Source organism: Aliidiomarina sp. B3213 (assembly GCF_003290085.1).
Lineage (GTDB): Bacteria > Pseudomonadota > Gammaproteobacteria > Enterobacterales > Alteromonadaceae > Aliidiomarina.
In genome coordinates, this window is the sequence record NZ_QMKJ01000002.1 from 92,458 (window position 1) to 105,103 (window position 12,646).

A 12,646-nucleotide genomic window follows, 5' to 3' on the forward strand; every position below is an offset into this window, starting at 1 on the left:
ATTAAATCTATCGAGCTTTGACCATACGAGCAGGAGAACCCACTAAAGTGGTATTCTCTTCTACACATTTGATAGCAGTTGAGCCTGCGCCTATTACTGCGTTTCTTCCTACACTTGTACATTGTATAACGACAGAACTAGCACCAATCCATGCGCCCTCGCCAATTGCCACACCGCCACATAAAGTCGCGTTAGGGCTTAGGTGCGCGCCAGTACCGATTTGGCAATCATGCTCTACAACAGCACAAGAGTTCACAATGCATGCGTCGCCCACTGTTGTTCCGGGGTTTATGATAGCCCCTGCCATCACCACTGTACCCTGTCCCAGCACAACTTTTTTAGATACAACGGCGCGAGGATGCATAAGAACCGGCATAGACACATCGTGGTTTTTAAAAGTTCTATAGAACTTAATTCTGGTAGAGTTATCACCAATCCCTAACGCGACCTCCATACTTGAGGGGTCTTCCTTAAGTAAGTCAATTAAATTTGCGGATGTACCTGAAACTTTGTATTCGAAATTAAAATCTGGACTTCCAAATTTATCGTCGTAAAAGAGGATGTCACTCCAATTACCAAGAATTTCTGCAATATCCGCTATAACTCTGCCATGACCACTTGCTCCAACGATTGCCAATTTTTTAGTCACTTTTTAGACCCTTTAAACTTGGGCATAGTCGCCTCACCTTCGGCGGAAACCCCCTCTCTCAAAAAGACCTTTTTTAAAGTTAGAAACAAAATTTTGATATCAAGCCAAAAACTTTGGTTTTCTACGTACCAAATATCCAACTCGAATTTTTCTTCCCAACTTAAGGTGTTTCTACCGTTGACTTGCGCCCAGCCTGTTATACCCGGTCTAACCTCATGACGACTATATTGCTCCGGCGTATATAAAGGCAAATATTCAACTAATAAAGGCCTTGGTCCCACTAAACTCATGTCTCCCTTGAGAACATTTATAAGCCCCGGAAGTTCATCTAAGCTCGTCGACCTTAGTAAGTTACCAAAACCGGTCAGTCGTTGCTTATCTGGTAAAGGAACACCCGCTTTATCATTGGCATCAAGCATAGAACGGAACTTCAGCATTCTGAAGAGCTCACCATTCAAACCTGGGCGGGTTTGTTTGAAAAGTACTGGTGAACCCAATTTTAACCGAATAAGTAACGCGACTAATAGTATGACCGGTGCTAGAAGTATCAGAGCTATGACCGCGATGATTATATCGAAAGCTCTTTTCACTTTTTTACTCCTAATACCCAGCTCACCCACTCATCTGCCAATATTTCACGATTAAACTGAGTTTTCGCGAGGTGCTTGGCGCGTCCTCCCATTTCCTTTAAAAGCAATCGGTCATTTGCTGCAACTTCCAGACTATCTGCAAAAGCTGACGGATTGCCCGGTTCAACAGTAAAACCGCATTGCTCATTTTTAATATATGCAGCCAACCAACCCGGATAGTTATTTAAAACCGGGACCCCGGACGCAATATAATCGAAGAATTTATTTGGTGAGGTTCCGTCATAAAATGCGGGCACATTAGCTAGTAGCTGCATTCCCAAGTCTGTACTTGCCATTAAACCTGCTAACTTTTTCTTGGGCACGGAGTTATGAAAGATCACATTATCAAGTTCCAGCCGCTTAGCCCTTTTCTGTAACGCAGACTTTAATTTTCCCTGACCTATTAAAACGAGCTTGATATCATTACGTTCGCGCTTTTTTAACTCAGCTGCTGCGTCTATTGCAGCATCTAGCCCATTGGCGATACCATGCGTTCCTGCAAATACCGCCATTAAATCGTCGCTTCGAACTCCCTTTGGTCTCCATGATTGCCCATAATCTTCAAAGATCGACAAATCGCAGCCATTTGGAATAGTACTAATTTTAATCTCGCTTACGCCACGCTTGGCGATACCATTGGCGATACCGGGAGCGAGGGCAATACAACGATGCGCGGAGCGATAAGACAACCACTCTAAACACGACATCGCAAACAGCACCACTGGGTTTGTAATGACCCCCATGGCTTTCGGTAACTCAGGCCACAAATCACGCACTTCAAACACAAATGGTTTACCGCGAAGCCAACGAGCAAAAACACCGGGTATACCAGCCGTTAAAGGTGTAGAAGTAGCGAATAACACGTCATAGTCGTGTCTTAATGCTATACCTATACTCTTCATAGCAAACTTAAAAAAAAGAGCCGCCCGCTTTACGAAACCATCACTATTTGCATATGCTAAGTCAAATTCTATAACGTCAATACCGTCAACTTTGCCCGAACGTTTGCCACCGACAAAGTCCGAACTCAGGCCTGTCTGACCTCCTGAGTAACTACCACAAACCATAGTCACTTGATGGCCTCTATCAATTAACCGCCTTGCCATCTGGTAAGAGCGAATACCCGCAGCCCCCTTCGGGGTAGAAAAATGTTGGTGGAAATATAAAACTCTCATAACTCAAACACTACCTTTGTCCGAACAAACCCTTGTTCTCTAATTTCCACTTCAATCACGATTATGTTGTCAATCTGGAAGTAATAACGAGATTCTAAATCTTCCAGAAGAGAAATTCTGGTTATTTCAACATTAGAGGTAAATATAAATTTGAATTTATCATTTTTAACAATATTTTCTCTTAAACTCCAATTACCCATAGGTAGTCTAAAGCGTAATACAGCTCTGGACGAGAAACCGCTTAGATGATCTGATATAACTAGGTGACTTTCATTAAATTCTACGCACCGATGGTGCTTACAGCCGAACCTATCGAGGTAACTGACAGAAAATGTCTCAAATCCATTGCTAGTAGAAACTACCTTTTTCTCGCCACACCTTAGCCAGTTCCCTAATAAAAACTTGCTAATTCTGGGCATTTGATCATGATAATCGAACTGTGCAGTGTTGTGAGACTCAACGCTTCCAAGTTTTCGTCCTAAATCTCCTTTGGCATTATAACTAAAAGTCCCCCCGTCTCTCAGCAGATTCTCTCCATTAACCCAGAAGTCTAGGTGAAGCGCGTCACATTGGGCAGGTCTGTATTCATAAACAGGGTACTTCAAGAAACATGTAGCTATTTTTGAGTCTTTTAATTCCTTTCGAGCTACAAACAATCCGCTAGCAGGTAAATCTCCAGCATACTGTGAAAATCTGCATTCCGATGACAACCTATTTTTTATTTTGAATAGTTCGAGTAGAATTTCACCTTCAATAGCCGATGGAAAGAGATTCTCCTTAAGAAAAAGTATTCCAGCCAATCGTATAGATGGCCTGAAGTCTCTATACTCTAACTGTTCAATAACAAAAGGGTTTGATCCATCATTTGCACCAAGATTAGGAGCATCCCCGCTTTCTTTGTCAACAACGCACGCTAACCATCTGGTTGCGACTTTACATTTTTCCTGATAACCGAGAGAAAAAGAATTTAAGCTAAAATGTTTCCTCCATATTTCAACCAGAGACAGTGTATTTAAAACAACTCGATGATAAGTAACAGAGTACATGGCAAAGCCACCGTCAGAAAGTACTAATCTGTTTATTCTTTCCTCAAGTATCTTTCTTCCTTTCTCTTGAAGTCTACAACCCTCAATTTTTACTTTGCGATTCTGCCCGAATTGCCTCAACCAAACTCCACCGATAAATAGAGCAGCAGCTTCGGTCACGGCATGATTATTGTCTTGGCTAATCGAATAGAGGATAGTAGGCCTTACTCTTCTGCAGTGGGTTAAGACGAACTCCTCTACTTCTTCTATATCGAAAAAAGAATGCGTTAACGCTGTAACCCCAGTTAAATAATTCAGGAGTCTTATGGAAACTTCTTGCCCACAAACCCAATTTAACCCAGCATTTACCGGGTTGTTTTTTGTCCAATCGGATAACCAGTTTTGCATTGTCCGCAAATACTTCAAATCCCCTGTCATTAAGTAAGCAGAGGACAAGGTTGGCACCCAAGAAAACCTAGAGATATCCCAGACTAGTTTAACATCTTCAAGCTCACTGAGATTAACGTCCGACCAATGTCTCTCATAGTTTTTTCCGTTTACAGCGAGCTCAACGGACTCCTTTTTTACTCTAATTTTTCTCCAGCCAAATTGTCTAAAAAAACCATTAGTCAGCTCTTCTGCGACTTCAATTACCTTAGAATTACTTGGAATAGAGCGAGGGCAACCGGATATAGCTTCTATTTTTAAGCTTGTTCTTAAACTTGTTTCCCTCATTGGAGTGAGCAGCTTAAACACTCCTAATTTGAGTAAAGCTCTGTATAAAACAAAACGAACAACACTCACAACTCCGATTAGGCGAACAACCCTAAGCTTTTGCAAAAACATTATCTAAACGACCTTTATAGATTCTTCATTCATTTGCAACCATAGCTCTAATGCAAAAGGAGCAAAGACATCCCTGTACCAAACAGTACCTTTCTCGGCCTTTTGACTACAAAAGGACTCATAGGCATTAAGTAATTCGTTCCTATTGACTAGTTTTAACTTAAATATAAGGGCGCTTTCAGAGAAAGTATCAAGAACAGTTGAGCGTAACTCTTCTTTTAGCCAACGCTCCTGTGGGCTAACAAACCCCTGTTTGTCTTTACGCCACGCGATTGCCGAAGGCAACATTGATTGAAAAGTGCGTCTCAGTATGTATTTTGTCCATCCATCCCGAATCTTCTTGGATATCTCCATGGAAACGAATACCTCAACGAGTCTATAGTCGAGAAAAGGCAAACGAATTTCTCTTGAAAATGCCATCGACATTCGATCTTCATAATGAGTCAAAAAAGGCACTGAGAATTTCTTAATGTCTTCAACTTGCCTTTTATTCACACTTTGATCCGCCTTAAGGCTTAAATCTACCGCTTTATAATTCTCTAATAGAGCTGTTCCTAGAAGACTACGCTCCTTCTTTCTAAAAAAGCTCGGAAGATAACGTTTACTCTCAAGGAAATTGAATTGATTTATAATACTTTTATTCCTCAAGAAAGATAAAAGTACACGGGCAGCTTTAATGTAGTGCCTTTCTCTAATCAAAAATTGAAAATAAAACGCTAAATACTTCTTGTATCCGCACAGGATTTCGTCCGCTCCTTGACCACTGAGGATTACTTTAATACCAAGTTCATTAGCCTTCTCCATCATTAGATAATGAGCGACGTTCGAAAATGAGCCAAGTGGCGAATCATTATGCCAGGTGACTTTTTTTATCAACTCTAGTTTGTCGTATTTTTCCCAGTCCAATTCTACTTTATGAACATCGGTATTAAGATAGCTCGCCATTTTATCTATAAAATACGACTCATCTTGCAAACTACTAGGAGAAACCACTGACAGAATGTTAAGCTTTTGGCTACTATCAGGCCCTAGTTCTTCTTTCATGGCAGATGCTATCAGTGATGAATCAATTCCTCCTGACAGTGTAACTCCCACGGGCACGTCACTTCTCATCCTCAGTCTTACTGAGTCCAGAAAGAGACTACGTATTTCTGACTCTGATATATTAGAGCCTCTTTCGCAGGCTTCATCCAATTCCCAATAGCTCTTTACATTTAAGTTAAATTTTCCATCGCTCAAGTCCACTTCAATGTAGCTTCCTGCGGGTACAGCTATAATTTCTTTGAAAAAACTATTATTGTTAGTATCTTGAAGAGATTGAGACAAATATTCACCGATTGCTTGGTAATTTAAAGTGAATTTTTTCTTAACAGAACTGGTGATGGCTTTCACCTCTGATGAGAAATATAAGTTGTTTGTACTCTCATCATAGAAGTAATATAGAGGCTTTATTCCCATCCTATCTCTTGCAAGATATAGCTTCTTGTTTTCAAGATCATAATAAGCAAATGCCCACATACCATTAAACATACTTAAGGCTGCGGTAATTCCCCACTTTCCTATAGCTTCTAAAATTATCTCTGTATCAGTTTGAGTTTTAGCTTTAAACGAATCCAGACTTGACGCTATCTCTTTATAATTATAAACCTCACCATTGTATGCAATGCAACCATCCTTCTTGGCGTTGTACATTGGCTGATTTCCATCCTTAGATAGATCGAGAATTGACAGCCTCTGGTGATTTAATCCTAAAAAATTTGTGTTTGCTGAGAACACCACACTCCCTTGGCTATCCGGTCCTCTATGCAATTGAGCTCTCTCTGATGCTGAAAGAAACTCTCTAACTCGCTCTTCAGAATTAGCTATTACTCCCGCAATACCGCACATTAATAAACACCCCTATTAACTTTATATGAAACTAAACCACCTATTAAAACTGGAATAATCGGTAGAACAAAAATTGCGTATGAAAAAAATGACTGAAAAATAAAAATGAGAGTAGAAACGTATAAAATTTTTCGATGTTTATTCGCTGCCTTTCTAACCCCTGTAATGGCTTTAAATATATAAAGATAGAAAAAGACCGTAAAAAACACACCATATTTCGACAACAAAGCTAAGGGTGTGAAGTGAGAGTTTGCTACTTTGAGAGTTTCTCCTTGAGGATCTCGCAGCTCATATACATAACCATTTCCCTTTCCGAAGATATAATCTAAAAAACTCATTTCGCCCATGATTGCATTAATTTCATCGAACCTGCCTGAACTTAATCTCGAATAGTCGCCCTCAACAACTAAGTCGACTGAGTTAGTGATCCGTTTAACCGAGATGTTGTCTGGGTTAGTTAAAGCGAATGTCAAACCCAAGCTAAAAACGATTGGTAAGGAAAGAAATAAAAGTGCCCGCTGACGCCCTTTTAAGAGGTTCATCGATAATAGAACCGAAGTCAAAATAGCGACAAGCTGAGCACGCTTACCATAAAAAATTACCAACCCAAGTATTAAAATGAAAAGAGCTGGGTTTCGAAATAAGAAAAAAGCGGCACCAACCTCTAGAGGCGCTAAAATAGATATTCTAGTGCCTCCGAATAGATTAAATATGATATACACTAGCGGAGCTAAAAAAAGAGCGCCTATTACGGTAATTCTTGTATAATCTATTAAGAATTTGCTGATATTGTTTGTGTAGAAGTAGTGCCGAAATATTACAATTTTTAAAAAAAACAGCAAGGGTAATAAAAAGTCTGTTAATTGGCGTCGAGATATATCATTGAATAAAAGCCCTATGATCAGGGGGGGGATTAAGAGTAAAACCGCAATGTATACAGTCTTTACCGAAACTCTTTTTAAATAAAGTAAAACTAGAACAATATCTAGCAACAAGCTAGCCATTAAAAAATATGAAAGAAAAGCCAGGCCATCTACTATCCTAAAGGCTGAGAGTGGGATTCCAATTACGGAAAGGAAAGGAACTAACGCCAGATACAACCTGAAATATAGCCTCCTAACCATTAAAAGCTTTTCTCTATCAATTCAAACGCATACGTTTTATCAATCGGCTTTTCAATCTCTTTAAGAAACCTTATATAGTCTTTCACGAAACTAGTATACCTATTTAATATATGCTCCTCTAAGGCGTTAATAGACCGGAGATCACCTGTGTACCCTTTGGGTAGAAAATCTGCTTCGATAATCCGTGAGTAACCTGTACTCCTAATAAACACGATCGGCAACCTAGCCAACCAGCAATCAATGGCAATCGATGACCATCGTGTAATTGCTAAGTCAAAATCTTTGAGGTCAATACATTCGCTTGTAATTATGGCTTTATTAAAAGACATGTAACATTCAGAGGATTGCCTTGGGTGAACTTTAATGATAAGCGCGATTCCTTTTGATTCACAAATATTTTGTAGAGAATTCAATAAAGATTTCTCAACGTCCTGCTCCATAGGTTGAGTAAAGTAAACGATACGGTGCACTTTATCATTAAATTCAATTTTCTTTGAGACGTTCAAATGTTTAGGGGTTTCTAAATAACGCAACTTACTAGAAAACCTTTGGTTAAATGTACTCACGCCCTCATACGATATCTTATCCGTAAGCAGAAAATTCTTCCCTACCACAAAGTCAGGCTCTGGCTTTCCAAGCATCAAAGTGGTCTGTATTTGGGTTATATTACGCTCTCCTAATGCTTTTTTGACATAATGCGCATGCGGTGTAAGCATATCAAAAGAGACCATTTTCATTCCTCTACATAACGAAAGCGACTTATAAAGCAATTCCATATCAACCGCCCGCACAATTATTTCTTTAGCGCCATAATACATAGGAAACTTTAATGATCCATTCATAACAGATATATGCGTGTTATCTTTGACGCCATTTGGTCTAAACAATGATAGCAAGCCTTTTATATATTCTGATGCCAAGTCATACATACTCAATTGATTGTTTAAATTCACATGCATCAGTTCCTGCTCTCGCAAATTATTCGAACAACTTGAACGACTCCCAATTTGTTCATAAGACAAAAACTCAAAGCTTTCTGGCCTGAGAGTTGAGATTTTTTGGGCAAATTGAACTTGTATTTTATTTCTTACCAGCAAACCTATTTTATTTTTATCAGGCAGATCCAAACCGAACTTATTAGTACCGGAGCTCCTATACAATTTTCTAACCACGCCCTTAAAGAAACCATATCCGAGTAGTGATAAATTTCTTATATAGAAGGAAAGGAACGGCATAAATGAAGATTTCTTTGTGAATGTAACTACAGCCTTGATATTTTTGGATTTAAAGTAATTTAGTAAAATGACGGGTAAGTAATAATTACTCTTGTAGAAAAATTTACGATTAACTTCCCCCTCCGCTTCGTATGTAAATATAAGTTGATGAAAGTATATTTCCCCAAAGTCAATAAAATCAGGTTCAAACTTTTCAATAGCTAACTCAATCGCACTTAGCCATTTAAAGAGGGGTTCGGCTACTGATGTGTAAAATTGATTCTTTGATGCAAAAAGCTTTGACTGTATTTCTTTGTCCTGATGTTTAACCCAATTAGAAAAGTGAGTATCAAAATCCACCACCAACTCCTCGGAAACGCTTATTGAGCTGACATCTACACAACTTTCCCTTTGATACATTCCTACAGCCAGGTTTGTATTTTTAATGTACTTTTTCTTAAAGTCTATATATAAAACTTTCTTTTCTAAACTCAAAATAAGCTACCGACGCGGTTAATGTTGATATAGCAAAACAAAATGTAATGGGAAGCCAAAAATATGAACTACTCAAATCCTTATTGAATATAATACCAATACAAGTAAGTACAATGAAAGTTGTCAATGACCAACCTATTATTTTAGATCTGGATGAAATCGCAACAAAAAAAGTCATGAGAACAGAATAAGAGAATATAGATATTTTTAACAGTGATACGGCCAAGGCTACACTCCAAACACCTTGAAAGGTTGAAAATAATCGCCCTTCTAGAGAACCGGTCACCCAATTTAAAGGCCAATAGACGAAAAGAGGGCTGCAAGATAATAAAATAACTATACACAGATATTTGCTTCTAAACGCTTTACTCTCTCTAACCTTCTGTAGAATAAAAGGATAAAAGTAAAAGAATACAGTTGTAAGCAGTAAGTAGCCAAACATGGATATGGTATCAGCTAGTTGGTAAACACCCAAGATTTCTTCCGAAACCCGCCAAGACTGTATCACCAAACGGTCCATAACAAGTATCAAGGAGATAATGAGTCCATTTAGGGTCATCAATACAGCAGAAATTAGATACGCCATAAATAATTTTAAATGTAGCTTTTTGAAAAGTTGCTTCAGCGAAGATATAAAAAATGAGAAATCGAAATAAACGTAAATAAGCAGCATGACTGCTTTTGCTACAAGTAAGCTGACGAGATATGATTCTATGTCAGTAACAAACAGGTATATTAGCAAAAGCAAAGTAAATGAGGTAAGTACATGCGCTAAGTTTACTGGTAACAACCTATATTCAACCCGAAGCTTGGCAGATAAGTAGCTGGCGAAAAAAGTGAGGATACTAACTAAGGTGACTTTCAAGATGTAACTACTTTCTATTACTATTAACGCGAGAAGCCATGTTCCAACTGAACCAAAAACTAAAAGTTTAACAGAAGCACTCATCAAACTAGCTTGTGTTTTAGGTGATTTCTTTCTGGACCAGTACTTCAAAATTAACTGTGGAGCCCCGAAAACAGTATAATTTGAATAGGTTATAAATATTATTACTGGCATTAATTGACCTAACTGAGCAGGCCCCAAAGTTTCAGCAAGGATTAAATTAGATAATCCTAAAATTATTATTTCCAAATACTTAAAGATTGAAAATAAGAAGACATTCAAAATACACTACCTTTACGCTGGAAAAATAAAACACACGGATTACTTATGAACTTTTAAAAGTAAGAATGCTCGAATTCGTTAGCAGTAGATCGCTTAGTTTAGCTCGTGATAGTTAACCGTTGGCATCCACTCGGATTCTAAACCTCTAAATTCATGCCCGATAGAATTTAGTCTCAAAAGTTGCCTTTTCGATTCTCACTTTTATAAGCTAATAAAACCAAACTTCCAGTTGCAAGGGATTTTCCTCTGATACGAAGCAGGCATTGTCATGCGTCTAACTAATTTAGTCGCGAACGCTGATCATAGTCGTTATTGACGCCAACAATTAATGCTGACAACAACCTGTTGTGTTAGGCCTCTGAACTTTACGTTCAATTACGCGGCACTTCTCATGCTCTTTAATAGCATGAGATTTTTATGCGCAGCTATAAGATTGCTCCTATACAGAGCTCGCCGCCCAAGTTAGACGTTTTCACTTTACACCCGATATTATTTTATTGTCATTGAACACTTGTGCTTTAGAGGTAATACCTGCAACCTGAAGTGGTGTTCGACTTTCGTCTACCGCAACAGGCATGCAGATACATGTTAGATACACTGAAAACTAGCCGTATTCAAATAGAAAACAGCTTTACCCAGATATAAAATACTCAGCTAACGCCCAGTCCTCTGCTGTGTCGATATCAATCGCCTCAGAACTTCTCAACTGAAAAAATGGAATGCTACTTTCAGTCACAAACGCGCGGTCTCTTTTTAAACTCTCTGGCGCTAAAATATATATTGATCCGTTTAACTCCCAGGCTTGGTTATAGTCCTGTGACCGTTTATTTATGTGCTCCCACCCCATCAGGGGAACCATAGTATCTTCTTCACAATAAAAACACCAAGATGGGTTGCTTGCAGCTTTACTGACACTGATTACCGATTTTTTACCTTTATGTTTAGCAAAAAGATTTACAGCAGCACAGATAGAATGTGGCGTTCTGAAAGGTGACGTTGGTTGTAGTAGCATTACACCATCTACCGTTCCATTTATAGACTCATAATATTTAACTGCATGTAACACCACATCAACACTTGTCGCTGTGTCTGATGCTAGATTAGCAGGCCTCAAGAAAGGTACCGAGGCTCCTGCTTTCTTAGCGATATCTGCAATTCCCTCATCATCAGTTGAAACAATAATAGATTCGCAGCATTTGCTCTCTAGCGCAGCATCTATAGTCCAGTTGATAAGAGGTTTGCCAGCCAATACTTTTGTATTCTTACCTGGTAAACGCTTTGAACCAGCTCTCGCAGGTATGATTGCAATAATCTTCATGTTAAATGAGTTCCAAAAGCCAGCGATTTGATTTTTTGCTAACAAAAATTACGCTTTCAAAGATCTAAACTCAAGATATCGATTTGCGCACGTTTATAATCTTCTACACGACCAATATCCAACCAATATTCATGAATCGGAAACATTAATACCTTGTCATTTCTCTTTATAGCTTGTTCAAGCAAAGTTGGCATATCAAGTCGCTGATTTTCCTTTACAGATTTTCTCAACTTTGGACTGACAACATAGATTCCTGCATTTACAAAGTGGCGCTGGATCGGCTTCTCAATCATTGACGTAACCTGATTACCCTCTCCACTAATAACACCAAAAGGCACTTGATATTCATACTCTCGAACACACATTGTCGCGCAGGAATTATGGCTATTATGAAATTCTAGTAATTTCTCAAAATCGACGTTTGTTAAGACGTCTCCGTTCATGAGAATCATTGGCAAATCGACTATATCGTCTGGAAGTAAGCCTAACGCCCCGCCGGTACCAAGAGGTTCGTCTTCATGCACATAGGTTATGTTGATACGCCATTTACTGCCATCCTGAAAGTACTCTCTTATTTTTTCTGGCATATAGTGGGTTGAAATATAGAAATTAATAAAACCAGCTTTAATAAAGCTTTCTAATACAATTTCAAGTATAGGCTTTTCACCGACTTTGAGCAGGGGCTTCGGGCAGTTGTCTGTTAAAGGCCTCAACCTTGTGCCAAAACCACCAGCCATCAAGAAAACAGGATTTTGATAATGCGTTTGAAGATTTCTATGTTGCCATGTCTCAAGACCTATAACTCTACCTCGTTCAACAATAGGAATCGCGAGAATGCTGTGCTCTTGCATCATCTTCACAGTTTCTCTACGGCTTGTACCAGGAGCAACGGTTAAGGGCTTTCTGTGCATTACTGTTGATACTTGCTCTTCCAAGGACAAATTCTTTAGTATACCGCGCCTAATATCTCCATCAGTAATCACACCGAGAAGGTTTAAATTATCGTCTGTCACCAGCACTAAACGTAAGGCCTCTGAATCCATAACATCCATAGCTTCACGCACTGTAGCCTCAGGTGCTACCAAAATATTTTTCCAGTTATAACTCATAACAATA

10 protein-coding genes are annotated in these 12,646 nt (G+C 38.8%); all 10 read right to left on the reverse strand.

Annotation, left to right across the window (positions count from 1 at the left end; genetic code table 11):
- Nucleotides 1-7: 7 nt before the first annotated feature.
- A complete protein-coding gene (locus DQX04_RS05660; RefSeq protein WP_111914938.1) occupies nucleotides 8-649 on the reverse strand; it encodes an acetyltransferase in 642 nt (213 codons plus the stop codon).
- Nucleotides 646-1,239: a sugar transferase gene (locus tag DQX04_RS05665; RefSeq protein WP_305764672.1), complete on the reverse strand. Its 594-nt coding sequence runs from the start codon at nucleotides 1,237-1,239 to the stop codon at nucleotides 646-648. The genes DQX04_RS05660 and DQX04_RS05665 overlap by 4 nt, the downstream gene beginning before the upstream one ends.
- Nucleotides 1,236-2,453 (reverse strand): glycosyltransferase family 4 protein, encoded by a 1,218-nt coding sequence (locus tag DQX04_RS05670; RefSeq protein WP_111914939.1) that lies wholly within the window; start codon nucleotides 2,451-2,453, stop codon nucleotides 1,236-1,238. Before DQX04_RS05670 ends, DQX04_RS05665 begins: the two co-directional genes overlap by 4 nt.
- Nucleotides 2,450-4,324, reverse strand: coding sequence for a heparinase II/III family protein (locus DQX04_RS05675; protein WP_111914940.1), 1,875 nt, complete (start codon nucleotides 4,322-4,324; stop codon nucleotides 2,450-2,452). Before DQX04_RS05675 ends, DQX04_RS05670 begins: the two co-directional genes overlap by 4 nt.
- 3 nt (nucleotides 4,325-4,327) lie before the next feature.
- Nucleotides 4,328-6,211, reverse strand: a complete 1,884-nt coding sequence (gene asnB / locus DQX04_RS05680) for an asparagine synthase (glutamine-hydrolyzing) (RefSeq protein ID WP_111914941.1) — start codon at nucleotides 6,209-6,211, stop codon at nucleotides 4,328-4,330.
- The gene (locus tag DQX04_RS05685) at nucleotides 6,211-7,311 is read right to left on the reverse strand and encodes a hypothetical protein (protein WP_126266342.1); all 1,101 of its coding nucleotides are present in this window, start codon (nucleotides 7,309-7,311) and stop codon (nucleotides 6,211-6,213) included. Before DQX04_RS05685 ends, asnB begins: the two co-directional genes overlap by 1 nt.
- Before the next feature lie 23 nt (nucleotides 7,312-7,334).
- Nucleotides 7,335-9,044: a hypothetical protein gene (locus DQX04_RS05690; protein WP_111914943.1), complete on the reverse strand. Its 1,710-nt coding sequence runs from the start codon at nucleotides 9,042-9,044 to the stop codon at nucleotides 7,335-7,337.
- The gene (locus tag DQX04_RS05695; RefSeq protein WP_111914944.1) at nucleotides 9,007-10,212 is read right to left on the reverse strand and encodes a hypothetical protein; all 1,206 of its coding nucleotides are present in this window, start codon (nucleotides 10,210-10,212) and stop codon (nucleotides 9,007-9,009) included. Before DQX04_RS05695 ends, DQX04_RS05690 begins: the two co-directional genes overlap by 38 nt.
- Before the next feature lie 631 nt (nucleotides 10,213-10,843).
- The gene (locus DQX04_RS05700) at nucleotides 10,844-11,530 is read right to left on the reverse strand and encodes a cytidylyltransferase domain-containing protein (RefSeq protein ID WP_111915647.1); all 687 of its coding nucleotides are present in this window, start codon (nucleotides 11,528-11,530) and stop codon (nucleotides 10,844-10,846) included.
- 56 nt (nucleotides 11,531-11,586) lie between these two features.
- Nucleotides 11,587-12,639, reverse strand: a complete 1,053-nt coding sequence (locus DQX04_RS05705; protein ID WP_111914945.1) for a nucleotidyltransferase family protein — start codon at nucleotides 12,637-12,639, stop codon at nucleotides 11,587-11,589.
- Nucleotides 12,640-12,646 lie beyond the last annotated feature (7 nt).

Coding starts and splice junctions, on each gene's coding strand:
- asnB (WP_111914941.1), bottom strand. CDS start 6,211: ATGTGCGGTATTGCGGGAGTAATAGCTAATTCTGAAGAGCGAGTTAGA.
- DQX04_RS05705 (WP_111914945.1), bottom strand. CDS start 12,639: ATGAGTTATAACTGGAAAAATATTTTGGTAGCACCTGAGGCTACAGTG.
- DQX04_RS05670 (WP_111914939.1), bottom strand. CDS start 2,453: ATGAGAGTTTTATATTTCCACCAACATTTTTCTACCCCGAAGGGGGCT.
- DQX04_RS05700 (WP_111915647.1), bottom strand. CDS start 11,530: ATGAAGATTATTGCAATCATACCTGCGAGAGCTGGTTCAAAGCGTTTA.
- DQX04_RS05675 (WP_111914940.1), bottom strand. CDS start 4,324: ATGTTTTTGCAAAAGCTTAGGGTTGTTCGCCTAATCGGAGTTGTGAGT.